Annotated in this window: 24 protein-coding genes; 6 read left to right on the top strand and 18 right to left on the bottom strand. The window is 62.4% G+C overall.

The features are described from left to right. The first annotated feature begins 246 nt into the window (after positions 1-246). The gene (glnA, locus tag BW934_RS10105) at positions 247-1668 is read left to right on the top strand and encodes a type I glutamate--ammonia ligase (RefSeq protein ID WP_076347716.1); all 1422 of its coding nucleotides are present in this window, start codon (positions 247-249) and stop codon (positions 1666-1668) included. A 110-nt stretch (positions 1669-1778) separates the two neighbouring features. Here the strand turns inward: glnA and BW934_RS10100 are convergent, their stop codons facing one another. After that, a complete protein-coding gene (locus tag BW934_RS10100; RefSeq protein ID WP_084182568.1) occupies positions 1779-2315 on the bottom strand; it encodes a DUF84 family protein in 537 nt (178 codons plus the stop codon). Positions 2316-2457: 142 nt separating this feature from the next. On the opposite strand from BW934_RS10100, the gene BW934_RS10095 reads away from it, so the two are divergent. Continuing rightward, a complete protein-coding gene (locus BW934_RS10095; RefSeq protein ID WP_084182567.1) occupies positions 2458-3723 on the top strand; it encodes an FAD-dependent oxidoreductase in 1266 nt (421 codons plus the stop codon). A 30-nt stretch (positions 3724-3753) separates the two neighbouring features. On the opposite strand, the gene BW934_RS10090 is transcribed toward BW934_RS10095, so the two are convergent. Beyond that, positions 3754-5013 carry an NRAMP family divalent metal transporter gene (locus tag BW934_RS10090; RefSeq protein ID WP_076347714.1) on the bottom strand — a complete coding sequence of 420 codons (1260 nt, stop codon included), beginning with the start codon at positions 5011-5013 and terminating at the stop codon, positions 3754-3756. A gap of 145 nt (positions 5014-5158) precedes the next feature. On the opposite strand from BW934_RS10090, the gene csaA reads away from it, so the two are divergent. Next, positions 5159-5491 (top strand): chaperone CsaA, encoded by a 333-nt coding sequence (gene csaA, locus BW934_RS10085; RefSeq protein ID WP_076347864.1) that lies wholly within the window; start codon positions 5159-5161, stop codon positions 5489-5491. Between the two features lie 9 nt (positions 5492-5500). Here the strand turns inward: csaA and BW934_RS10080 are convergent, their stop codons facing one another. From BW934_RS10080 to BW934_RS10070, 3 genes are all read right to left on the bottom strand, one after another. Continuing rightward, entirely contained in the window at positions 5501-6445 is a 945-nt protein-coding gene (locus BW934_RS10080) for an alpha/beta hydrolase family protein (RefSeq protein ID WP_076347712.1), read from the bottom strand. Positions 6446-6629: 184 nt separating this feature from the next. Further along, positions 6630-6869: an RING finger protein gene (locus BW934_RS10075; RefSeq protein ID WP_076347710.1), complete on the bottom strand. Its 240-nt coding sequence runs from the start codon at positions 6867-6869 to the stop codon at positions 6630-6632. 176 nt (positions 6870-7045) lie between these two features. Next, on the bottom strand, positions 7046-8413 hold the full coding sequence (locus BW934_RS10070) for a UDP-N-acetylmuramoyl-tripeptide--D-alanyl-D-alanine ligase (RefSeq protein ID WP_076347708.1): 1368 nt from the start codon (positions 8411-8413) through the stop codon (positions 7046-7048). A 48-nt stretch (positions 8414-8461) separates the two neighbouring features. Here BW934_RS10070 and BW934_RS10065 point away from each other — a divergent pair, with 48 nt between their 5' ends. Further along, the gene (locus tag BW934_RS10065) at positions 8462-9610 is read left to right on the top strand and encodes a D-alanine--D-alanine ligase (RefSeq protein ID WP_076347706.1); all 1149 of its coding nucleotides are present in this window, start codon (positions 8462-8464) and stop codon (positions 9608-9610) included. A gap of 49 nt (positions 9611-9659) precedes the next feature. Here the strand turns inward: BW934_RS10065 and BW934_RS10060 are convergent, their stop codons facing one another. The 7 genes from BW934_RS10060 to surE all read right to left on the bottom strand — a co-directional run bounded on the left by BW934_RS10060 (position 9660) and on the right by surE (position 15436). Further along, a complete protein-coding gene (locus BW934_RS10060) occupies positions 9660-10415 on the bottom strand; it encodes a DnaD domain-containing protein (RefSeq protein ID WP_076347704.1) in 756 nt (251 codons plus the stop codon). A gap of 20 nt (positions 10416-10435) precedes the next feature. After that, positions 10436-11731, bottom strand: coding sequence for an asparagine--tRNA ligase (gene asnS, locus BW934_RS10055; RefSeq protein WP_076347702.1), 1296 nt, complete (start codon positions 11729-11731; stop codon positions 10436-10438). Between the two features lie 92 nt (positions 11732-11823). Next, entirely contained in the window at positions 11824-13338 is a 1515-nt protein-coding gene (locus BW934_RS10050) for an ATP-dependent metallopeptidase FtsH/Yme1/Tma family protein (protein ID WP_076347700.1), read from the bottom strand. Further along, positions 13335-13874, bottom strand: coding sequence for a hypothetical protein (locus BW934_RS10045; protein ID WP_076347698.1), 540 nt, complete (start codon positions 13872-13874; stop codon positions 13335-13337). Before BW934_RS10045 ends, BW934_RS10050 begins: the two co-directional genes overlap by 4 nt. 104 nt (positions 13875-13978) lie before the next feature. After that, complete coding sequence (locus BW934_RS10040; protein WP_076347696.1) at positions 13979-14488, bottom strand: hypothetical protein; 510 nt, start codon at positions 14486-14488, stop codon at positions 13979-13981. After that, positions 14485-14664 (bottom strand): YpmA family protein, encoded by a 180-nt coding sequence (locus tag BW934_RS10035; RefSeq protein WP_076347694.1) that lies wholly within the window; start codon positions 14662-14664, stop codon positions 14485-14487. The genes BW934_RS10040 and BW934_RS10035 overlap by 4 nt, the downstream gene beginning before the upstream one ends. Before the next feature lie 19 nt (positions 14665-14683). After that, positions 14684-15436 (bottom strand): 5'/3'-nucleotidase SurE, encoded by a 753-nt coding sequence (gene surE, locus BW934_RS10030; protein ID WP_076347692.1) that lies wholly within the window; start codon positions 15434-15436, stop codon positions 14684-14686. 89 nt (positions 15437-15525) lie between these two features. Here surE and BW934_RS15090 point away from each other — a divergent pair, with 89 nt between their 5' ends. After that, entirely contained in the window at positions 15526-15693 is a 168-nt protein-coding gene (locus tag BW934_RS15090; protein ID WP_200805742.1) for a hypothetical protein, read from the top strand. On the opposite strand, the gene BW934_RS10025 is transcribed toward BW934_RS15090, so the two are convergent. Genes BW934_RS10025 through ligD form a run of 4 tightly spaced genes read right to left on the bottom strand, consistent with a single transcriptional unit; the run spans position 15663 to position 19801 of the window. After that, positions 15663-17003 carry an amidohydrolase gene (locus tag BW934_RS10025; protein WP_076347690.1) on the bottom strand — a complete coding sequence of 447 codons (1341 nt, stop codon included), beginning with the start codon at positions 17001-17003 and terminating at the stop codon, positions 15663-15665. The two genes, BW934_RS15090 and BW934_RS10025, sit on opposite strands and share 31 nt — an antisense overlap. Before the next feature lie 28 nt (positions 17004-17031). Then, on the bottom strand, positions 17032-18054 hold the full coding sequence (gene mtnA / locus BW934_RS10020; RefSeq protein ID WP_076347688.1) for an S-methyl-5-thioribose-1-phosphate isomerase: 1023 nt from the start codon (positions 18052-18054) through the stop codon (positions 17032-17034). Next, positions 18051-18848 (bottom strand): S-methyl-5'-thioadenosine phosphorylase, encoded by a 798-nt coding sequence (gene mtnP, locus BW934_RS10015; RefSeq protein WP_076347686.1) that lies wholly within the window; start codon positions 18846-18848, stop codon positions 18051-18053. The genes mtnA and mtnP overlap by 4 nt, the downstream gene beginning before the upstream one ends. A 35-nt stretch (positions 18849-18883) precedes the next feature. Continuing rightward, a complete protein-coding gene (gene ligD / locus BW934_RS10010; RefSeq protein WP_076347684.1) occupies positions 18884-19801 on the bottom strand; it encodes a non-homologous end-joining DNA ligase in 918 nt (305 codons plus the stop codon). A gap of 71 nt (positions 19802-19872) precedes the next feature. Here ligD and BW934_RS10005 point away from each other — a divergent pair, with 71 nt between their 5' ends. After that, positions 19873-20817, top strand: a complete 945-nt coding sequence (locus BW934_RS10005; RefSeq protein WP_076347682.1) for an ATP-dependent DNA ligase — start codon at positions 19873-19875, stop codon at positions 20815-20817. A gap of 2 nt (positions 20818-20819) precedes the next feature. Here BW934_RS10005 and ku read toward each other — a convergent pair whose 3' ends face one another. Both ku and BW934_RS09995 read right to left on the bottom strand, forming a co-directional pair. Beyond that, positions 20820-21635, bottom strand: a complete 816-nt coding sequence (gene ku / locus BW934_RS10000; RefSeq protein ID WP_234969727.1) for a non-homologous end joining protein Ku — start codon at positions 21633-21635, stop codon at positions 20820-20822. 31 nt (positions 21636-21666) lie between these two features. Beyond that, on the bottom strand, positions 21667-24522 hold the full coding sequence (locus tag BW934_RS09995; protein ID WP_076347678.1) for a helicase C-terminal domain-containing protein: 2856 nt from the start codon (positions 24520-24522) through the stop codon (positions 21667-21669). Between the last annotated feature and the right edge of the window lie 8 nt (positions 24523-24530).

The raw sequence follows: 24530 nt of genomic DNA, 5'->3' as shown, positions 1-24530 counted from the left end.
GTCCACGGTACAAGAATGGTCAGCCAAAAATAAGCCCGATATATGACTATACTGTGCCCAATCTCAAAAAAACATCAAAAAATAAAGCGGAATTTGCAGCGGACCGGCTCTCAAAGGCCCGCACTTCGACGGCGTATGACAAATTCTCGCTTGATGTTAGATTAGCTTACATAAAGCATTGACGTTCCTTCAGGAAGACCCCTATAATGAGCGCAGTTTAGCGCTCCACAGTGGGAGGAATCGAACTTGACGCCGCGCGAAGTTCTCGAGTTGATGAAGCAACACGACGTTCAGATGGTGGATTTTCGCATTGTCGACGTGCCTGGCCGCCAGCACCACGTCACGGTTCCCGCAGCCGAGATCGACGAAGAGGTGCTGGAGAAGGGCGTTGCGTTTGACGGTTCCAGTGTTCCCGGATTTCGCGGGATTGAAGAGAGCGATATGGTGATGCGGCCCGTGTTGGAGACCGCGTTTTTGGACCCCTTCACGGAAGTGCCGACATTGGCGGTCTCGTGCAACGTGTATGAGCCGAGCGGAAATCGTTACGAGCGGGATCCGCGCTACATCGCGGAGAAGGCGGAACAGTATCTGCAATCGACCGGCATTGCGACGACGGCCTACTTCGGACCCGAGTTGGAGTTTTTCATCTTTGATGACGTCCGGTTCGACGCGACCCAAAACAGCGCCTTCTACGCCATCGACTCGGAGGAAGCCGTGTGGAACTCCGGCACGGGTGAGAAAAACCTGGGCTACCACGTGAAAAACAAGAGCGGCTATTTTCCGGTGGCTCCGACGGATACCCAGCAGGACATCCGCACCGAGATGGTGCTTGAACTGATGAAGGCGGGCATCCGCGTGGAGCGTCATCACCACGAGGTCGCCACGGCGGGTCAGGCGGAAATTAACTTCCGCTTCGGAACCCTCACTCGCACGGCGGACACGGTGATGACGTACAAGTACATCGTGCGCAACGTCGCGCGGCGCCACGGCAAGACGGCGACTTTCATGCCGAAGCCGATTTTCGGGGACAACGGCTCCGGCATGCACGTTCACCAGAGCCTGTTCAATGGCGATCAACCGCTGTTCTATCAGGAGGGCGGCTACGCCAACCTGAGCGAACTCGCGCTGCAATACATCGCGGGCATCCTCTATCATGCGCCGGCCATTCTGGCCTTCTCGAACCCGAGCACGAACTCGTACAAGCGCCTGGTGCCTGGCTATGAGGCGCCGGTCAACCTCGTGTTCTCGCGCGGGAACCGCAGCGCGGCCGTCCGCGTGCCTGTCGCCGTCGTGTCTCCCAAGACCGCGCGCATCGAGTTCCGCACGCCCGACTGCACGGCCAATCCGTATCTCGCGTTTGCCGCGATGCTCATGGCGGGGTTGGACGGGATTCGCCGGAAGCTCGATCCGACAGAACTCGGCTTCGGCCCCATCAATAAGAACATTTACGAGCTCCCGCCCGAGGAAAAGGCGCAGATCAAGAGCGTGCCCGGCTCCCTCGGCGAAGTGCTGGACGCCCTCGAGGCAGACCACGAGTTCCTGCTTGAAGGCGGCGTGTTCACAAAGGACTTCATCCGCAACTGGATTGACTTCAAGCGGAACAATGAACTCGCTCCGCTGCACCTGCGTCCGCACCCCTACGAGTTCTCGCTGTACTTTGATCTGTAATGGAAATTCTGCAAAAGCCGCGTGCCACAGTCCTGGCGCGCGGCTTTCGCTCGGTCTTTCACATGTGACATACATCTTGGAATCCATCCCCTACGTGACCCGAGCCGGGTTCAAAACGCGCTGTCTCGGAACGCCGCCGCAAGCGCGCAGATGAGCGCGTCCCGAAACATGGCCGATCGCGTGATGCGGCCGCCTGTCAAGACGCCAATGGCTCCCTCTGCGTGGCGCAAGCCGGTCTTGCCCATCCAAGCGTCCATCACATCCCCGAGCTCCTTTCCCTCGCGCAACTCGGCCGCAATTTCGTCAGGCAGCAGAATCCGCAGTCCGCCCCCGACCGCCACCTGCCCATCGCCATACGCGACAGCAGCCCAATTCACCAGCATCATGCCGTGCGCGGTCTCTTCCACCCCGCCTTCCAGGCCGATACCGAGGGTCGCGCCGGTGCTTTCGCGCGCTCCCCTGGCCCGCTGCACCGCGCCGCGCAAAGTCTCCTCGTCGGAGAACGGCTGCGCCCGAACCCCGGACGGGACCTCAACACTTTCGATCTCGCCCATCAGGCCGAACGCCGTCAAGGCCTGTTCCACCGCGCCGCGCTTCGCCCGGTTGGTGGACCCGAGGGCCACGCGGATGGTCGCTTCATTCCTCATTTTCCACCCATCACCTTCCTGCTCCCATTCTACCAGATTCGCCAGCCGCGATCGACACGAGGCGACCGATTCTCCCATATTCGCGACTGCAGCGATGTTGTATGATAGACATGCGTTTCGGTCAGGGCCGGGAGGTTGAACAGTGAGTCAACAGACGTTGCGATATGACGTGGTGGTGGTCGGTGGGGGCAGCGCCGGCGTGGCGGCGGCTGTGGGCGCCGCGAGCCTCGGCGCGAAGACCCTCGTCGTGGAACGCAACCCGTACTTCGGCGGTGCGGCGACACACGCGTCCGTGCTCACCATTTGCGGGTTGTACGCCCAGCGCGAGCCGCTGGAGCCGGTGGTCGGCGGCGTGGGCCGTCGACTGCTCGAGAAACTGGACGAGATCGGCAAGTACTACGGCCCCGTTCGGAATCCTGGTTCAGGGAACGTCATTGTCCCGCTGGATGCCGAGGGCACGAAGTTTGCGCTGGATCAGCTCGTCCTCGAGGCGGCCGTCGATGTTCGCCTGCATACCACGGTGGTTGGCTGCGAGGTTGAACGAGATCGCATTCGAACCATTCAATGCTTTCACCACGGGGGCGTGTTTACCGTCGAGGCGACGGCGTTCGTCGACGCCAGTGGCGAGGCCGATCTCGCCTTCCTCAGCGGCAACGGGGTTCGATATGGGGATGACGAAGGCCGCGTGCAGGCCGGCACGTTGGTGATGCAGTTCGGCGGCGTCTCTCCCGACGTCCAGCTGCACCGACACCAGTTCACGGCGGCCGTGTGGCAGGCCAAGCGCCAAGGCGACACGGTGCTGACCAAGGACCGAGGGATGGTCGTGCGCCTGCCGGGATCGCAAAACGTCCTGGCGCTCTTCGCGGATGAGTCGGTCAACGGCCTCGACAGTGCGAGCCTCACCCAGGCGGAAATGTCCGCCCGCAGGCAGGCATGGGCCTACCTCGAGGCCTTTCGCCAACACGTCCCCGGCTTCAAGGATGCGTATCTGGTGTCCACGGGTCCGAGTATCGGCATCCGGGAGACGCGGCACGTCGACGGCTTGTACCGCCTCACGGGCGAAGAGGTGTTGAATGCCGCGAAGTTCGAAGACGCGATCGCCCGCGGCGGATGGCCCGTGGAAGTGCACCAGCCGGGCGAACCGCCGCGCTACCAGCACATCCGCGACCGCGCCTACTACGAGATCCCCCTGCGGTCGCTCAAAGCGCGCGATCGCGCCAATCTCTGGTGTGCGGGCCGCGTGATCGATTGCGATCCGACGGCGTTTGCGTCAGCGCGCGTGATGGGCACGGCGCTCGCCACAGGACATGCGGCCGGCGTCGCCGCGGCCCTGCAGGCGTCGTACGGCGCCTTGCCCCAGTCCGCAGCGGTGCGAGCAGAGCTCTTGCGCCAGGGCGCCCTGATCTAGCCGCCCGCCGTCAAAAAAGGGCCTGCGTCGTCAGATGACGATCTGCAGGCCCATGTACACGCCAAACGCCATGACGATGAACGACAGCCCCGTCACCACCCATCGGTACACTCCGCGCATCCGGTACTCAGGAGGCAGCGCCCGGCGTTCCAGGAGCAACAGAAAGCCGAGCACAATGGGCAACAAGAGCGAATTCATGACTTCCGTGTCGACCGACAGGTTGATGAGATTCAAGCCGCTGAAGACGAGCAGTGCCCCGCCGATGTGCGCTAAGCTGTACACCGTATAGAACGCCTTGGCGTCCTTCCACTTCGCATTCAGGCTGTGGCGGATGCCTGTGACCTCGCCAATGCCCCAGGCGCCTGCCAGCGACACCACGAGCGCCGCCACGAAGCTCGCGCCGAGCATCCCCAGGCCAAAGATGACCTTCGCAGCAAGCGCGCCTAAGAACGGCGTCAGCCCCTGCGCGATATCGCCGACCGTTTCAAGCGGCGCGTTCGGTCGCGTCCGCCCCACCGTCGCCGCGATCATCACCACCACGGCGATCATGATCACCTGGGTCAGGATGGAGCCCAAAAACGTATCCCAGCGGGCGAAGCGCAGATCCCTCAGTGTCAGTTTGCGATCCACCACGGCGGACTGCTGGTAAAAAATCATCCATGGCATGATCACGGCGCCGACGTTGGCCGCCAGCAGGTAGACGTAGCTCGGATGATTCAGCGGAATGGTGGCGAGCCCTTGCGCGAGCTTCTGCCAAGACGGGTGGGCCAAGAGCGCCCCTGGCACCAGCGCCAACTCGAACAGTCCCGTGGCGATCCCGACGCGTTCCACGCGCTTGTAACTGCCCGTCAGCGCCAATGCGATCAGCAACACGGTCGCGATGGACACCGTGTAATACGGTGAGATGCCGAACAGCTCTCCCACACCCGCGATGCCTGCAAACTCTGTCACCAGGGCGCCAATCGCAGAAAGGAACAAAGTCGATACGGACAGCCAAGCCCAGCCTCGGCCGAAATGGCTCCGTATTAATTCGCCGTGGCCGCGGCCCGTGACGAGCCCCAGTCGGACCGTGATCTCCTGCACAAGATAGACAATCGGGATGAGGACAAGTTGGGGCAATACCATGGCATATCCCCAGACCGCGCCAGACTGAGCGGCCGTGATAATGCAGCCGGCGTCCGTGTTGGCGAGCATCACAATGACGCCAGGGCCGACCGTTGCCAGAAGCCTCCACAGAAAGCCTCGTGCCGGACGCGGCGCCTCCGCGTGCATGACGTCCGTTTGTCCCATCGCGTCCATTCCTCTCGTTGCAAACACCATCTGGCCGCGGATATGATACGGATGGACGGAGTTTGCCCAATCTGTGTACCACCGTTAGTCTATCCTAACGAGAAACTTGATTGCAATGGTCAACATTCCTTGGAGGCGGTTCTACGTGGCGCAAATTGACGATTTTCAAAAACTCGACATACGCATTGGAACCGTGATGAAAGCGGAGGCCTTCCCAGAGGCTCGAAAACCGGCCATCAAGTTGTGGATTGACTTTGGAGAGGAGCTCGGCGTTCGTTCATCCAGCGCGCAAATCACGCGCCGCTACGCCCCGGCAGATCTCATCGGACGACAGGTGGTCGCGGTCACCAATTTCCCGCCGAGGCGCATCGCCGGTTTTTCGTCCGAGGTCCTGGTGCTCGGAGGCCTGCCCGAGGAAGGGGACGTCGTGCTGCTGAAGCCCGACGCGCCGGTACCGAACGGCACGCGCATCGGCTGAGGCCCTGCATCAAGCCCGCTGTCCCGCCTCAGAAGGTGCAACGGCCGGGTAAAAGTAGTGGTAGAACTCGTACATCTGGTGCTTGTCATAGACCGATGCGTCCGGGTCCGGGTTGGGCACGTCGATGACGCTGCCGAGCGACGTCCCGTAGCGGCTGAACACGTCGCCATCGAAGTGATAGTCCTTGACAGGCACCGTTGCGTGGGTCAAGGGTTCAAACCCTGTGCCAATGGAGTTAAAGACCACCACACCGGACAGGACGAAAGGACCTGGTGCGCCGCGCTCCTCGAGATAGACGGATTGCGCGAGCCAGCCCCCCATGGAGTGGCCCGTTAGGATGACGTGGACGGGCTCTCCCCTCGCACCCTGTTCGGCCTCGGCACATGCGGTCGCAAAAAACGTCTTCGCTGGGGCCAGTTGGTCAATCATATGAGGAACGCTGAGGTAAATGCCGGCGTCCGCGACCAAATCCATGACGTTATTCGTGGTGCCGCGATACGAGATGACGACCTCATTTCCTCGCTGATACGCAACGGCGTAGAAGCCTGCTTTCGCCTCCTGGTTGTCCACGGCGAGGACGCGCCATCCGCGCAAATCTGCGAAAAACGCGTGGACCGCCTGCGTATACGAAGTGTGCCAATCCATGCCGTTCACGCGTTGGATTTCCTGCACCAGCGATTGGGGCCCTCGATGCGCCAGGGCCTCCTGTTCGATGGCGTCAAACGACATTCCCACGTCGTCCGCCAAGTTCATGTACGACAGGTCCGTCATTTTCATTAAAACGCCATCGTACACGCCTGCCGTGACGTCTGACTCGGACGAGAGAGACGGAGACGGTTGAGCAACGGGATCGCGCACGATGGCATTCACAGTGAGAAACCGGAAGGGCACGACGAGCATCGCCGACGCAGCCGAAAATGCCAAGAGTCGTTTCCAGAACGACGGCGAACGCATTCGCTTTGCCTCCTCCCTTGTCTGACGGCAGCAGTATACCACACCCGTCCGCTCAAATGGCCGTTCCAAGCGCCCCACGGCTCTGTATATTTCTTGCCACGTTTCGACGGGTTCAAACAAGAGGCGGATGGACCCTGTAGGCCCACCCGCCCCTCGTGCCGTGCCGCGATGCGGCGGCCACCATCTATACATGAAACTTTCGCGTTTTCGACAAAAGTCGATCCGTCAAAAGCTGTGAATTTAAAAAGTCCCGCGGACTAATGGTCGGCGTCTGGACACTCTGATTCGATGCGAAGGTGAGAAACAGACGTTTGGGCTTCCCATATTTCTCGATTACGCTCGCCTTCGTCATGCCGTGGCGCGTCATGCAGTGCACCGACGTCAGTTCCTGCAACAGTTCGTTGCAGATCGGACAAGTGACCACGAGGCATTCCCCTTTCGCCGCCTAGCCGAAATTCCAATGCGACAGATGAGATCCCGCGGTGTCAATTCGAAGATGCGACAATTCTATTGTACTCGAAATCATGAGGAATCTACGCAAATTCATGCAAAAATCTCGTGAAGAGAAATGAAAAAGGGCAGGCGCGGCCTGCCCTGAGATCACGGGTTGACAAGAAGATCGACTGCGCGGTCCAGCTGCATGGCCCGCGACGCCTTCACCAAGACCACATCGCCCGGTTGAAGGTGCGACTTGACCGACTGCAAGCATTCCTCCAACTCGCGGTAATGATACACGCGCTTGACGCCCGCCTCCTTGGCCGAGGCGGCGATCTCGGCCGCCCACGGACCGACGCAGAGCAAGCGGTCGACCCCGGCCTCTGCCGCTCGCCGCCCAGCTTCGCGGTGCGCTTCGCGGGTGAACTCGCCAAGCTCCAGCATGTCACCGAGGATCGCCACGCGTCGCTCGGGCGCGGCGATCCGAGACAGTACATCTAGGCTCGCCGCGACGGAAGACGGGCTGGCATTGTACGCGTCATCGATCACGGTCACGTCCGGTCCTTGAACCAAGCGCAACCGCCCACGCTGGGCTTCTACATGGCTCAAACCCGCCTGAATGTCCTCCAGCGAGAGCCCGAGCGTCTGGCCCACCGCGATGGCGGCCAGGGCGTTCATGACGTTGTGCACACCCAGAAGGCGGATGCGCATGGCTGCCGATCCACATGGCGTATGCACGCGGAAGGTCATCCCTTCTGAGGACCACTGGACGGCGTCGGCACGCACCTCACAGGCATCACTCATGCCGTACCACACGACGCGGGCCAGCGTGCGGTGCCGCATTCGCCGCAGCCAGGGATCATCGCCGTTCAAAACCGCTGTCCCATCCGAAGGAAGACTGGCAATCAGTTCTGTTTTGGCCAGGGCGATGTTTTCCTGGCTGCCGAGAAGCTCAATGTGGTTGTAACCGATATGCGTGATGACGCCGAAATTGGGCCGAGCGATGTCGCACAACTGCGCAATTTGCCCCAGTCCACGCATGCCCATCTCGAGGATCATGGCACGATGCGACGCATTGCGCTGTAGAATGGTGAGGGGTAAGCCCAATTCATTGTTCTGATTGGCCGACGTATACACGCACGGTCCCAGCGCGCCGAGGACGGCCGCGACCATCTCTTTCGTCGTCGTCTTGCCGTTCGACCCCGTGATGCCCACGACGGGGCCTCCAAATTGACGCCGTTCCCACCGGGCAAGGGCCTGAACGGCCTCGAGGGCGTTTGGCACGCGCACACACGGACCTAGGTTTGTCTTGACGTCGTGGGTCACGACGGCTACACTGGCTCCGCGGCGAAACGCTTCGTCGACAAAATCGTGTCCGTCGACGCGCTGCCCCACAAACGCGACAAACGCGTGGCCTGGCTGGGTGAGCCGATGGTCAATCGCCACGCCAGTCACCTGGCGATCGGGGGACTCAAGGGACGTGGGCGCACCCCCAACCACACGCACGAAGGTCTCCAGGGACAACGGTGTCATATGGCTTCTCCCCTCTTCCCACGTTTTTTGAAAAGGAGATGTGTGTCTGTGCGCAATCGCAAGCTGAGGATTGGCGTCATCTTTGGCGGAAAATCAGGTGAACATGAAGTCTCGCTTCAGTCGGCGAAATCGGTCATGGATGCGCTGGATCCTCTCCACTATACCACGATTCCGATTGGCATATCGAAGGACGGGCGCTGGCACGTCGGCAAGGGTGCCTGGAAGGCGTTAGAGGCCAAGGCGCCCGCTGCGCTATCCAGCAAAGGTCAGGAGCATGCCACGCCGGCAAAACGGTTCATCAATCCGGAGATTCAGGGCTTATCTCCGGTGGAGGTGAAGCGCTCGCCAGACTGGCTGCCGCCCGCGCTCGTGAATGACATTGATGTCGTCTTTCCCGTCCTTCACGGCACCTTTGGCGAAGACGGCACCATTCAGGGACTTCTAGAGATGGTGGGTATTCCGTATGTTGGAGCCGGGGTTCTCGCATCCGCATTAGGGATGGACAAAATCGCGATGAAGCAGGTGTTCTCGTCCGTGGGCATCCCACAGGCGAAGTGGGTGGGCTTTACGCGCACGACCTGGGCGGAGGAAGACGGGCAAATCGTTCGCGAGATCGAGGAGCAGCTGGGGTATCCGTGTTTCGTCAAACCCGCGAATCTCGGGTCGAGCGTCGGCATTTCAAAAGCGCGCAGCCAGCGAGAGCTCGTTGAAGCCATCCATCTTGCGCTCTCGTACGACAGGCGCGTCATTGTCGAGGAAGGTATCGACGCGCGCGAGGTCGAGATCGCCATTCTTGGCAACGACCGCCCGATGGCATCCGTGGCAGGCGAAATCATCCCGAAGCGAGAGTTCTACGATTATGAAGCCAAATACCAGGACGGCGGCGCAGAGCTGCGCATTCCTGCCGATCTGACGCCCGAAGAGCGCCGGACCGTGGAAGACTACGCGATTCGCGCCTTTCAAGCCATCGACGCGGCCGGCCTGGCCCGCGTGGACTTTTTTATCGAACGGGGCACCGGGCGCATCTTGGTCAACGAGATCAATACCATGCCCGGATTTACGCGTTTCAGCATGTATCCCAAGCTCTGGGAAGCCTCTGGATTGGCGTACGACAAGCTGTTGGACCGGTTGATCGAACTCGCGCTCGAGAGGCACGCGGAGCGAAACCAGCTGTTGCGATCGTACGATAAGGCATAAACGAGGCGGCGCGGCTGGAACCCAGCCGCGCGCGTTTGCACCGCAACTTTTAGTCAGGGAATAATTCGTAGAAGCTCGCGTATCGCTCATCCCGGACAGGCTCGCGCGAGGCCGGGCGGCCAGTCGCGGACCGGGTCCTTGGCTTCTCCTGCGCGCCCTGGCCCTCCCCGCGCAGCTGGGATTGCCGCTCCCGGTACTGCGCACGATACGCCTCCAGGTCTTGGCGCGAGCGCACATTGTTCTTTTGCCAGGTGTACAGGACGCGATCGATATAACGAAAGCTGTACTTGTTCGCCAGGACACTCTCCTTCAATGCCTCAACCACGAGCCACTCAGGATAGCGTTGCTCCCCAAGCCATGCCCGGAGCTGATCGCATTCGAGCGAAGACAGGGGGCGGCCAAACTCCTCTTCAAACAGGCTGACGAGGTCCTTCTCCGGCAGCTGCGGTTGAACCATGCGTTGGCGCCCCTTGAGCTTGTCCCAGAGCGGCTGGAGGTCGAAATACGTCACGTGTGCGCCCTGATCGTCGTAGCGCTCGCCGATGGCGAGAAAACCTTCCGTGACAAGCCGCTCCACGCAAGCCATCGCCTCCTTGCTCGACATGCCGCATCGCTCGCCGAGCTCGTGCGGAGACAATTCCGTGGTGCCTTCGGTCTGGCCGCTCGCGAGAATCTGCAGCAGCACGACGAGCTCATGGGGATGTAACCCGAGCTGGGCAAATCGCTGCAGCAGATCGCGCGGCACGGCGACAAACGGCGCACTCAAGTAGTCGCTGTTGCCACCTTGCCGCCCAGAAGGTTCCATTCGCTCGCCTCCTCTTGCGCTCAAGGCGCCATGCGGTACAGCATGCGCGGGAAGAGCGTCGCTTCTCGGACGTGATCGAGCCCACAAATCCATGCGATGGTCCTCTCTAAGCCCAGGCCAAAACCTGAGTGCGGAACAGAGCCGTAGCGCCTCAGGTCGAGATACCAGCCGTACGTCTCCTCAGGCAGCTTGTGTTCCTCGAAGCGCGCCTTGAGCAGGTCGTAGTCGTGAATGCGCTGGCTCCCACCGACGATCTCGCCATAGCCTTCGGGCGCCAGCATATCCGCACAGAGCACGACCTCCGGCCGCGCCGGATCAGGCTGCATGTAAAAGGCCTTCAGTTGAGTTGGGTACCTCTCAATGAAGAGCGGCGTGTCGAACTGCTCGGCGAGCGCGGTCTCGTGGGGCGCGCCGAAATCATCTCCCCACGCGATGTCAAACCCGAGATCGCGCAGGCGGCGAATGGCATCGTCGTACGTCATGCGGGCAAATGGCGCCCGCACGCGCTCGAGCCTGGTGATGTCGCGGCCCAACAGCTCGAGCTCTGGAGCGCACCGGTCGACGACGCTTTGCACGACGTGCTCCACCAGCGCTTCCTGCACGCGCAAATTCTCCTCGTGCTCCACAAAAGCCATCTCAGGCTCGACCATCCAAAACTCGATCAAGTGGCGCCTGGTCTTCGACTTTTCCGCGCGGAAACACGGCCCGAAACAGTACACTTTGCCGAGCGCCATCGCCGCGGCTTCCATGTAGAGCTGGCCGCTCTGCGTCAGGTAGGCCGTGTCGTCGAAATACCGGGTCTCGAACAGTTCGGTCGTGTCCTCGCACGATGCCGGCGTGAGCACTGGCGCGTCCACGCGGGTGAATCCGCGATCATCCAGGAACCCCTGAATCGCGCGCTCGATCTCGGCGCGAATGCGCAGGATGGCCCGCTGCCGCGGCACCCGGATCCAGAGATGTCGATGATCCAAGAGGAAGTCGATCCCATGTTCCTTGAGCGCAATGGGATAGTCGTGAGCCTGTTGAATGCGTTCGATGCGCTCGACGTCGACTTCGAATCCGCCGGGTGCCCGCGAATCTTGGCGAACCGTCCCTTCTACGACGAGCGACGACTCCTGGGTGAGTGCCTCGCTCGTCGCGAAGGTTTCCTCCGGCACGTTGGACTTCACGACGACGCATTGTACGAGGCCTGTCCCATCCCGGACCTGCAAAAAGTGGATTTTTCCACTGGATCGCTTGTTATACAGCCATCCTCGCAACGTCACCCTCTGACCAACATGTTCGGCCAGTTGGCGAATCGTGGTGTATTCCGCCACGCCGCTTCCCTCCATTACCGTAGCACACGCGATACGTCCCGATTATAACAGAAAAGCGCAGGGGCATCGCTCCCCTGCGCCGCGCTGCGCGCTCATTCGGCCTGGCTCGTGGTCATGGCGGACGTCAGTTCCGCGTGCGCAAGTCCGCTCAACCAGCGGCGAAATTCGGCGCCATCCACGCTCTCGTCGCGCACCACCTGCTGTGCAAGCCGGGCGATCTCGCCCTGGTACGGGCGCAGCCATTCGCGCGTAGCCCGCTCGCGCTCGGCGAGGATGAACCGCACCTCGCGTTCCAACAGCCGCTCAGGCAGGTGCTCCTCGTCGACGATGCCGAGCCGCGACAAGCCACAGCGGACCATCGTGCGCGCCAACTGGGATGCTTGCTGGAAGTCGTTCTGCGCACCTGTGCTCCGATTGCCATATTGGAGTTCTTCCGCCAAACATCCGGCCAGTGCGATGTCAATCTGCTGTTCCAATTGCTCTTTCGTGTAGAGGTACTGGTCGTCTTCCGGAATTTGGCGCACAAACCCGAGCGCCCGGCCGCGCGGCGCAATGGTGATATGGGACACGGCCCCCGGACGAAGCAGCTCCGTGACAATGGCGTGTCCAATTTCGTGCACCGCCACGCGTTCCAGTTCCTCGTCCGTCGGCCGCCTGCCCGTCTTCTCCCCCATGAGCACCTTATCAACCGCGTCTCGGAACATCGCTTGGCGAATGACCGATTCACCGTTGCGCAGCGCCATGATGGCCGCCTCGTTGACAACCGCCTCAAGCTGAGCGCCGGAAAACCCGAACGTCTCCCGCGCGATGTGCTCAAGGTCTACGTCTGGCGCAAGCGGCTTGTTTCGCGTTTGAATACGGAGGATCTGCAGCCGCCCTTCCTTGTCCGGCAGGTCGACGCGAATCTGCCGGTCAAACCGGCCCGGACGCAACAAGGCCGGATCGAGCATATCCGGGCGATTGGTGGCAGCCATCACGAGCACGAACGGGTGCTGCGACGTGTTCATCCCGTCCATCTCCGTCAACAACTGATTGAGCGTCTGGTCGTACTCCTGATGGCTGTGCTGACCGCGGCGCCCTCCGACGACGTCGATCTCGTCTAGGAAAATAATGGCGCTGTCCTTGTTCTCCCGTTTGGCCAGCGCACGCGCCCGGCGGAACAAGTCGCGCACCCGGCTCGCGCCGACGCCGACGTACATTTCGACGAACTCGGACCCAGAGGCCGACAGGAACACGGAATCCGTGTACGTCGCCGCCGCTTTCGCCATGAGCGTCTTGCCCGTTCCAGGCGGCCCCGTGAGCAGGATGCCCTTGATGGGCCGTATCCCCAGTTGGGCGATGCGATCTCGATAGCGCAGGAAGTCGAGCGCCTCCATCAGCTCTCGCTTGGCGGACTCCTGCCCGCCGATCTCGTCAAAGGATACCTGAGGGCGCACCGCCACGTCCCTGCCGGCGGGGGACTGGGTGTTGCGCCTATCCAGTACCACCCAGAGCATCGCGCCAAGCCCCGCGAGGAACAGCACGGGGATAAGCTGAATCACGTGGAGCATGCTCAAAAACACGAGAACGGCGATGCCCGTGCCGATGAACCATTCGCGCATGGTCATGACGCCGCACCTCCTCCGCGCGACGCGTAAGGGATCACGCGATACAGGTAATACGGACCCTTTTGCAACTGGAGGTAGATATAGGAGTTATCCATCGTGAGGCGAGCATTCAGATGGTATGCCTTTGCCAGCCGGGCCACGTCGGAGGCCATTTGCGTGTAATCCTCCTTGGCGATGCCCTGCTGGATGTACAGCTCAAACTGGCTCTCAAAAAGCTGCGTCAGCGGTCCCTCGTGCGCGTCGCCGATGCGCACGCTCACGTTGGTCCCGAGCTTGCGCTGTATCTCGTCGGATATGGCGTCGTACGTCAGCTGAAGGTCGCCGTCTTTCAGCTTCTGAAACGGCCCGAGCTGAATGACGACCACATCCGGACTTCCTGTGGTAATATCCACGTCTTCTACACCGGCAACCGAGCGCAGACTTTGCTTCAGCGGGTTCAGCAAGTTGTAATGTTGATAGGCCTGCCAGCCGCCGATGAGAAGCGCGAGCATCAGGAGCGCCGTCACGAAAATCGGCACAATGCGGATGCGAGACAAAGACCTCGCCCCCTTCTACTGCAGGTCTGTGCGGCTCTTGAGACCAGTATAACACGCCGTCGAACATGTGTTCAGCCGCACTTGTTTCCCGCGCTTCCAGCGCCTCAGGACGAGACGAGGGCGTATTTCCACAAAAGCTGTCCCGTGGAGGCATTGAAATACAAAAAGGCCAGGTGCCCGTGAGAGCGACCCGTGACCTCGTAGACGGCCGTGCCCGCCTTGGCCCAACTCGCGGAGGCGTTGGTGTTCGCGACGTAGCCGAGTACAATGGACTCCACCTGCATCCCGTAGGCCGCTGCGCGTTGCGCGATCTCGCGCTCTGGCAAGACGGCGCTCGCAGGGAGGACGAAGCTTCGGTCGAGTTGCGGCACGTAAAACGCGTACCAGCTGCGCCCAAACTGATCCTGACCGCGGAATACGTCTTCCACGCCGTCCGCCGTAAAGACGCTGTACGATTCCAAACGGTCAATGGGCGTGTGGTTCAACACGTATTCGGCCGCGCGCTGTTCCGCCTGCCAATAGGGCGTGAGCAGGTTCCAGAAGTACATGAGACAGCCAGTGCCGATCACGACCGTCGCGATCGGCACCGAAATCCACCACACCTTGCGCTTCATGTCGCATCCGTCCGATAAATGGTGATCTGCACTTTATCGGGGTGTTGCTCCGATTTCGCCATGCCAAAAATCACGTCTTTGTCTTTCAAATTTCGATTCAAAAAATCGATAATCCGGTAAAGGTCCTCGGAGTTCGAACACACCATGGTAGCATAGACGCTCCATTTGGAATCCAAACCATTCCACCCGCCGTCGTCAGATCGATTGGATGCTTTTCAAAAATTCGTCATTCGTGAAGTGATAACGCAGAGGCGTCAAACTGATTTTTCCCGACCGCACCACGCCGATGTCGACGAGGCCGTCTCCCACTTCGTCGATGATATCTCCTCCATAACGATACACTTCGTGGCCTTCTACGTCGAGTTCGCGGGAAAAGATATCGTGGTATCTGCGCACGCCGAGATCGCACCACACGATGTCCGCGCGCGTCCACGTTTTTCGCCCCACGAAGGGAATGTTGGCGCTGAGAAAGGTGTCGGCAGGCAGTTCGAGGTCTAGGGCAATTTCAATGAGAAGTCGGCTGGCCTCCTGCGCCGAGGCGAAGTCGAAGGGCGGACCGACGTGCGAGATGGCCAGCGCCTTGACGCCCTGCAGCGCCGCTTCGCCGGCGATGGCCACCGTCCCCGAGTACAGCACGTCCGTCGCCAGGTTGGCCCCGGCGTTCACGCCGGACAGGACGAGATCGAACGGGCGCTCGGGGTGCAACACGGCGAGCGCCCACTTGCAACAGTCGACAGGCGTCCCCGACAAGGCGAATGCGTCCTTCGCCCCCGGGACGTCCCGCCGCTCCACTCGGATCGTGCGGTGAAGGCTGATTCCATGGCTCGACGCACTTCGCTGCCGATCTGGGGCCGCCACGACGACCTCGCCGAAGGTCGCCGCCACTTCCACCAGCGCAAACAACCCCGCGGCCTGGATGCCATCGTCGTTGCAGATCAGAATGCGCATGACGGTGTTCTCCTCTCTGGTCACCTCACGCCTCATAAGGCCGCGGCGCTTCGCTCATACTTAGAAGTACGATACCGGGAGGTGGGCATATGACACAGCGCCATGACACACTTCCTCCGACAAGTGAAACGTCCGCGCGCGAGGACGTCCGCCGCTTTGTCTTCGAGGCCTACATGGACATTGCCCTGGCCGATTTGCTCGATCCCGACGCCCTCCTCGAGCGCGATCACGACTCGACATTCGAGGACGACGTGTGACCGGTCAGCACATCCTTGAGGCGCCTCGCCTCATACCGAATGCGCTCCGTGTCAAGCGCCGTGGGCTCGCGGTTTTGCATCACCCATTCGCCTGCCACGATCACGTCCCGCACGTCGTCGGCGCCGGCCGCGTACACGACGTCCGAAAGAAGATCGTGTGACGGAGCGAAATGCGGCGAATGCGCATCGAGCAGAACGATGTCGCACGGCGCGCCTGGGCGCAGAGTTCCGAAGCCCTCTGGCATGAACAGTGCGCGCGCCCCCCACTCCGTGGCGAGGGCAAAAGCCGTGGCGGCGTCGACGGCGGTCGCATCCTCGTTCACACCCTTATGCAGCGTGGCCGCGAGGCGCAATTCCTCGAACATGTCGAGGTTGTTGTTGCTCGCGGCGCCATCGGTGCCGAGGCCGACCGTCACGCCGCGGCTTAACATCTGGCCGAGCGGCATGATGCCGGAACCGAGCTTCAGATTGCTCTGCGGGTTGTGCGCCACGCGGACGTCATGCGCGCGCAGAATCTCGATATCGTTCTGTGTGGCATGCACGCAGTGCGCCGCGAGCGTCGGCACGCGAAACAGCCCGGCCCTCTCCGCCAGTCCAATCGGCGTGAGCCCCTCCTGCGCGAGAAATTGGTCCACTTCACCGCGGGTCTCGCTCAGGTGAATTTGAATGCCCACGCCAAGTTCGGCGGCGAGATCGGCAATTTGGGTCAGAAACGGCTCGGGGCACGTGTACGGCGCGTGCGGGCCGAGCGCCACCTGAATGCGCCCGTCTAGCGCACCATGCCACGCTTGCACGAACGCGCGACTCTCCCTGAGCTTCTCCGCTTGAACGGCCGGATCCGTGCCGGCGAGGCCGATGGACAAAAGCGCGCGCATCCCCGACTCGGCGACGGCCTCGGCCGCGGCGTCCATCATCATGTACATGTCTGCATACGCGGTCGTGCCCGACAGAAGCATCTCCCAGCACGCGAGCTGCGTGCCCCAGTAGACGCACTCGCGGGTGAGGCGCGCTTCCATCGGGAAAATGCGCTCCTGAAGCCATACCATGAGCGGCAAATCATCGCCCGCCCCGCGCAGCAACGTCATGGCTGCGTGGCCGTGGACGTTCACCAGGCCAGGGATGGCGATGCGGTCCAGCTTGCGCCATCGGCGCACCACCACCTCTCCCGGTTGTGCGGCATAGGCGCCTTCCCCGAGGCGAACGATGGAGGGGCCTTCGAGAACGATGTGTACCGGCTGGCGGTACACCGTTTCCCGGTCGACAATCGCGCCTCCCACTTCGAGCACCGTGACCGCTCGTTCCTGTTTCATGCGATTCATCCTTCCCGCTTATTCGATCTCAACCGCCGCCGAAGAGTCTCGTCAGCGACTCTTCATACGGCGGAAGCGCCACGCCCGCCTCCGTGATGATCCCCGTGATGAGATGGCCCGGTGTCACGTCGAACGCCAGATGTCGCGCCGTCGCCCCCTCGGGTGCGACAGGCCTGCCGAACCAGTGCGTCACCTCGTCTGCGCTGCGCTCTTCAATGGGAATCTCGTCTCCCGACGACATCGACAAGTCGAGCGTCGTCCTCGGCGCGGCCACATAGAACGGGATCCCGTGGTACGATGCCAACACAGCGAGCGAATAGGTGCCAATTTTGTTGGCCGTGTCGCCGTTTTTCGCGATGCGATCCGCCCCGACGACGACGGCGTCGATCCACCCGAGCTTCATCGCAAATCCAGCGGTCGAGTCCGTGAGGATATCAAAGGGGATGCCCTCCTCCTTGAGCTCATACGCCGTGAGCCGAGCGCCCTGGAGATACGGCCGCGTCTCGTCCACGTACACGTGTTTCAGCGTTCCTGCCGCGTGCATGGCCCGAAGGACCCCGAGCGCCGTGCCGTACTCCACGGTGGCAAGCGATCCGGTGTTGCAATGGGTCAAGATGCGGCCCCCGTGACGCGCCACCCATTCCGCGCCCACTTCACCGATCCGCCGATTGGTCGCGATATCGCGCTCGGCAATGGCGACGGCGCGCCGATACAGCGCGTCCGCCTCCGCGCCACGAGGCGCTTCGTCAAGCGCAGACATCACCTCGTCGACCGCCTGCATCAAATTGACCGCGGTGGGCCGAGCCGTTTTCATCCACGCCGCCACCTCGGGCAGTCGGGATCGCACCTCTTCCGCCGGAAGCCGCCGCGCCTCGAGCGCCAGACCGAACGCGGCGGCGGCGCCAATGGCCGGCGCCCCTCGCACTTGCATGGCCTGAATCGCGCGATACACGTCTTCCGCCGTGGTGCAGGTCAGCCAGACCGTCTCATGCGGCAGCCGCGTCTGATCGAGCAGCTCCAGGCGGTCGGGTTGATAGCGAATGGCTCTCACCCCTCGGCCTCCCCCGTGAGCGGCACCTGGTTGCCGACGGCCGAGCCGCAGGCGCAACTCCTGACGCCCTCGTCCCGGGCGATGTACGCGAAAAACAGCCGCCGTATGTCCGCCACGTTGGCGCGCATCGCCTCGACGACCTCCTCGTGGGACAGGGGCTTCGCGGCCATACCGGCTGCCCAGTTGGTCACCATACACACGGTGGCGTAGCACATTTCGGCCTCTTTCGCCAAGGCGGCCTCAGGCATGCTGGTCATGCCGACCACGTCCCCGCCGAGGCGCGCGAAGAGCGCAATCTCCGCCTTCGACTCAAATCTCGGCCCCTCCGCACACACGTACACCCCGCCGTGGTGGATCCGGAGCCCAAGGTCACTCGCGGCCTCCACCAGCCCCTTGCGCACCCGGGCACAGTAGGGATCCGAAAAGTCGATATGCACCACAGGACCTTGGTCGAAGAACGTCGACGCGCGCGCTTTGGTCCAGTCGATCACGTCGTCGATCACGACGAGATCGCCCGGTCGAAACAGGCGATTGAGCGAGCCGACGGCGGCCGTCGCGAGAACGGTCTCGACGCCAAGCTGTTTGAGGGCCCAGATGTTGGCCCGATAATTCACGCGATGGGGAGGCACGCTGTGGCCGCGGCCGTGGCGAGGAAGAAACGCAACTTCCTTCCCCTCGTAGGTTCCCAGCGTGACTTCGACGTCCCCGTAAGGGGTATGTACGCGCTCCAATGTGGCACCAGGCAGGTCTCCCGGCTGGTAGACGCCTGTGCCCCCGATGATGCCGTAACGCATGATACGCTCCTCCACTCCTCAGGTCTTGTCCTCGATTATACTGAACGGACGCGCGTTTGTCGCCAAGCGCGCGGGAGCTCCGCGTGGATTTGCCTCACGAGCGACGAAGGCTGGCGGGGGATTTCCGCCAGAAGATCGCCAAGCCGAGCTACGCGCTCAGGTACCCGAGGCATCGGGAAGTCAAGCGGCTTGGCCCCTTGTTCGAGCTCCTGCCACGTGAGGGGAACCGAGACGAGGGCGTGATCGACGGCGCGCACGCTGTACGCGGCAATGAGCGTGCGGGTCGGGCCGTGTTGCGGCGCGTCGACATACACGCGATGACCGCGTTCGCGCACGCGGCGCTCGACGGTCGCCAGATTCGGCCACTGCGATGCACAGTACGCCGCAATGAACTGGACCACCGGGCGCGTCACGAGGTACGGCACGGGCTCATCGAGGGGCACGAAGATTTGAAGGCCCGAAGCGCCCGTGGTCTTCGCGATCCCGTCGAGGCCCAGGCCGCAAAGCACCTCGCGCAAGCAGAGCGCGAGCTCTCGCGCCCGTTCAAAGTCTCCCGGCAGAGAAGGATCCAGGTCAAACGTCAGGGCTGTGGGCAAACCCGCCGCCGGACCGTCCACGAGGTGCAAGCCTGCGTGAAACTCAATGGCGCCCAAGTTTCCATAGTACATGAGGGTCTCGACATCCGGAATCGCGATGAGCGCACGCTCGCCTTCTTGTGCTCTCGCCGGCAAGCCCGGAGGCGCATGCGGCGGGACATGCCGTTGGAAGAAGCGGCGGCCGTGAACGCCGTCGGGGCACCTGACCAGGGAGACCGGGCGATGGCGCAAGTGACGCAGCAAATACGTGCCCATTTGGGCAAGATATTGCATGTAATCGCGCTTCGAGATGCCCACGGTGGGAAAGTACAGCTTGTCTGGGTGTGTGACGGTGGATGGGGCCTTGCCCCGCTGCATGCGCCTCACCTCCGCTTTCCCTCGCGCCTAGCGTGCGCAGGCACCTGCATCGATATGACGGAGGCGATGACATGCCCTTTTTTCGGCCGTTTGAGCCCGTCTCGGGCGCAGAGGTTCCTTCCGGCGAGGGTTGGATCGCACAGGTGAAGTGGGACGGCGTGCGGGCCGTCGCGGAGGTCTCGGCGAGCGGCGTCGAGATCTGGAATCGCCGAGGCCAGCTTCGGACAGACAGGTTTCCTGAGATTCGAGCGGCGCTCGCACCTTTTTCCGGTTGCGCATTTGACGGCGAGATTGTGGCGCTGCACCAGGGAAGGCCGGATTTTTACCGAGTGCTTCGCCGGGATCGGGCGGGATCGCGCGGCGAGGTTGAACGTTTGGCGCAAGAAATCCCCGTGTGGTACGCCGTGTTCGACGTCGTCCGGATTCAAGGATCCTGGGTGTTCCACTGGCCGTTGGCCGAGCGACTCGCGTGGATGGTACACCACGTCAAAGGGGTCGAGCGGGTCCTTGCGACCGAGCCGGAGGATGATACGGCGGCGCTTTTCGTGGCCACGGGCCAACTCGGACTCGAGGGCGTGGTCTGCAAGCGGGTGGACTCCACCTACCTCGCCGGTGGCAAAGACGGCCGATGGATCAAGGTCAAGCATGAGCGAAACCTCACTGCGGTGGTCGGCGGCGTGGTGTTCCGCGACGGCGCGCCGAGCGCGTTGATGCTGGGGCTTTACGACGATGAGCAAGCGCTCATCCACGTGGGCAACGCAGGGGCTGGGCGACTTTCACAGCGGGAATGGAGCGAACTCTCCAAGCTGGCGATGGCGCGTCCGTCGGCCCACTGTCCTTTTGCGAAGGTTCGGGCCACGCCCACCACGTGTCGATTTGTCCAGCCCGCGGTGGCCGTCAAGGTGAGATTTCTGGAATGGACCGAGAAGCACACCTTGCGCCATCCCGTGCTTCTCGGTTGGATGGACGAACCCGCATCGCCCGCCACGTGCGCTTTCACGCAGGCGGATGCATGAGCTCACGACGTCTTCCTCTTTTTGCGTTTTCCTTCTCGTGGCTTCTCGGCCTGTTGAGCCGCCTGAAGGCTTTTCTTGAGCGCCTCCATCAGGTCCACCACTTCGGCCGCTCCGGCCTTGCCCGCCGTTTGCTCCGCCAGCTCGCCGCGGCGCTCGCCTAGCCAACTCTCCAACCGCGCCCGGTTTTCGTCGCGATAGTCGTCCGGCGAGAACGGTTTGGTCAGCTGGCGGATGAGCGATTCGGCCACCTCAAGCTCGTTGGCGTCGATGTCCACCTCTTCGCGGATGTACGGCAGTTCCTCCGTCGAGCGAACGTCTTCTGGCCAGGCCAGCGCGTGCACCACCAACACGTTGCCATTCAAATCACTCGCTCGCACCAAAGCGAGCGATTCCGTGCTTCTGAGCGTCATACGCGCCACGCCGACGCGCCCCGACTCGCGAAGGGCCTTCCACAAGAGGCGATACGCCTTTTTTCCGCTCGCCTCTGGGGCGAGATAGTAGGCGCTCTGAAACATCATTGGATCGATCTCGTCCGCCTCGGCGAACTGGACGAGATCAATGGTTTCCGCACGGCGCCCTTGAAACTCGCGCAAATCCTCATCGTCCACGGGCACGAATGCGCCTTTCGCGTACTCGAACCCGCGCACAATCTCGTCCGGCCCTAGCTCCACTTCGCACCGCGGACAATATTTCTTGTACGCGATGGGCGTCAGGCAGGCCTTGTGGAGCTGGCGGAAGTGGATGCCGCCCGTCTCTGTGGCCTTGAAGAGGCGCACCGGAATATTCACCAGTCCAAAACTGACGGAGCCGCGCCACATCGAGTGCAAGGCCTTCACCCCCTTGGTGAGGCTAGGGTGAGACCGTGGCCTCCGCCCTATGCGCGGGGGAACGAGGGGCGGTGTGCAAAAACTTCTGCACGGCGGCAACGAGGTCGCGCTCGGGAAGCACGATGGGTCGGAGGCCCGGGATCGACTTCCAAAACATGGACCCATACCTCTGCGTGATGACGCGTTTGTCGTACACGACGATCACGCCGCGATCCTGCTGGGTGCGGATCAGCCGACCGACTCCCTGTCGAAAGCGCACCACCGCCTCGGGCAGACTCAGCGCCCGGAAGGCGTTCTGACCGCTCGCCTGCAACCGCTCCAACCGAGCCGCCGTCACGGGGTGCGTCGGCGGCGAAAACGGCAGCCGTACAATGACCAACGACGTGAGCTGGTCGCCCGGCAAATCGATGCCTTCCCAGAAGGTCTGTGCCCCAAACATGACGCTCATCGGATGGGCTCGAAACGCCTCGAGCAACGCCGCACGGCTTCCGTCCACGTCCTGCGCGAGCAGGCTCAGGCCGCGGTCCGCGAGCGGTTTGCGCGCGAGCTTGGCGGTCTCGCGGAGGAGCGCATGGCTCGTAAACAGGACGAGCATCCGGCCCTGGGTGGCCTCGGCGAGATCGACAAGCGATGTCGTGAGCCAGGCTGCGCTCTCCTCGGTCGATGCGGCGGCAATGTCCGGCACGTCGCTTGGCACAAACAATCTCGCCTGCTTGTCCATGGCGAACGGGGACGGCACGGTCCGCGTGACGACGCGCTCCTGCTCCGCGTCATCTCGCAGTCCAAGCTTCTGAATGGCAAAGCCGAACTCACCATTCACGGCGAGCGTGGCGGAGGTCAAAATGACGGAGCGCAGCGGGTCGAAAAGTTGTTGCTTCAACACGCGCGCGACGTCCACCGGGGCCCGATGGACACTCACTCGCGTGCGAGCGCCGCTCGCCTGCACCTCGGCCCACGTCACGTCGTCCGGCCTGTCCTCCATCACTTCTCTCATGCGGCCGATCCCGTCGAGCCAGGATCCGAGAAACCCCGACGCGTCCACCACACGCCCGACATGATCCTCGGAGGGCAGCGATTTGACGAGCTCGACGAGCCGAGTCCGAAGCTGTTCCAGGCGTTTGACCCCCGCTTCCGCCCGCTCCATCGCTGCCCGATACGCCTGAAACGAGTCGCTCGCTCGCCACGATGCGTCGAGGCGGATCTCCGACTGACCCGGCGGGAGGTACGCGGCGATGGCCTGAAACGCCTCGTCGACCTCGCCCGCCACAGTGGCGACCCACTCTTTGCCCTCTTCGAGGTCGTCGAGGACCTTTCCGCGCATGTCCAGTTCCTCGAGCAGTCGGGCCACCTCGGCCAACACCCCGCCTCGGCCGCGATCGCGCACCAAGCGGTGGGACAAGGCAGCCATGCCCCCACTTTGCACCTCGAAGCCCAGATGATGCGTAGCCTGCTCCTCCAGGTGATGGGCCTCGTCGACGATGAGGTGCTGATACTTGGGCAACACGTGATGTTCCGAGGCCAAGTCCGACATGACGAGCGAGTGATTCGTGACGATCACGTGCGCATGTTGGGCGGCCTGCTTGGTGCGGAAGTAATAGCATGGGTGGAAAAACGGACAACGCCGGTTGATGCACGACTCGCTTTCGCTCTGGACGCGGGCCCAAAGACTCGGGCCGACGGACGACTTGGACAGCGTCTCTCGCGTGCCATCCGGCGTTTCGGTCAGCCAGACCAAGATGGCCATGACGCTGAGAATGTCTTCGATGGGCGTAGCCATCGTCGTCAGGCGAGCCTCGCTCCGAACCTTTCGCAGGCACACGTAGTTGTTGCGACCCTTCTGCACGACCAGACGCAGATCCTCGCCGAACATCTTCCGCAGCAGGGGAAAGTCGCGCTCGGCAATCTGATCCTGCAGGGAAAGCGTGTGCGTGCTGACGACCACGGGCTCTCCGGTCGCCATCGCCACGAGCACGCCAGGTACGAGATAGGCGAGCGATTTTCCCGTTCCCGTGCCCGCCTCGACCATCGCGTGCTTGCCTTCGGCGAGGGCCTGCGCAACGGCCTCCGCCATGGCCAACTGGCCTGGACGAGCTTCGAATTCGGGCATCAACGCGGCAAGCGCCCCGCCCTCTTGGAGCATCTCGATCGCCCTGCGGCCGATCTCTTTCAGTTTGGCCGGATCGATCTGCGCGAGCTCATCAGGAACGTCCGGACGTGGCATCGCAGCCGGCTTCGTGAAAAATAGTCCTTGTCGCTCTTCGAGATCTGCCGTTTGAGGGCCACACGTGCTTCGAACTTGTTCAAACCAGGCGGAGGTGAGCGGCGAAAAGAGGCCTGCGAGCCCGGCAAGCACGTCCAACAGTTCCCGGGGCAGGCGCTCCGCCTTTTCCTGTAACCGCAGAAGCAGTTGATGCGCGGTCTGTGCATCCGCGAGCGCTCGATGGGCGCCGCTCGCGCGCAAGCGCAAGCGGCGCGCCAAGTACTCGAGCCGGTGGCTCATCAGGCGCGGAGCGAGGATGCGCGCGAGTTGCAGCGTGCACAGACCGTCGCCCACCTGAAGCGACAGGCCGTGACGCGCCGCGCGCGTTTGCAGGAAGTTGCGCTCGAACGCAAGGTGGTGAGCCGCGAGTGGCGTCGTCCCGACAAAGGCGGCAAAGCGGCCCAAAGCCTCGCGCTCCGCCGGCGCCGCGGACACATCCTCGTCCGAAAGGCCCGTGAGCCGCGTGATTTCATCGGGAATGGGCTGTTCGGGGCGCACCAACGTATGAAAGGTTTCCAAAACCTCATTCCCCACCACTTTGAGCGCGCCGATTTCGAGAATTTCCGCGCGCTCAGGGTCAAGCCCCGTGGTCTCCACATCCACGATGATCCATTCCACTCGCGTTG

Source organism: Alicyclobacillus vulcanalis, assembly GCF_900156755.1.
Taxonomy (GTDB): domain Bacteria; phylum Bacillota; class Bacilli; order Alicyclobacillales; family Alicyclobacillaceae; genus Alicyclobacillus; species Alicyclobacillus vulcanalis.
Note: the sequence above shows the minus strand (reverse complement) of the source record. Positions and strands in the feature narration are given on the sequence as shown.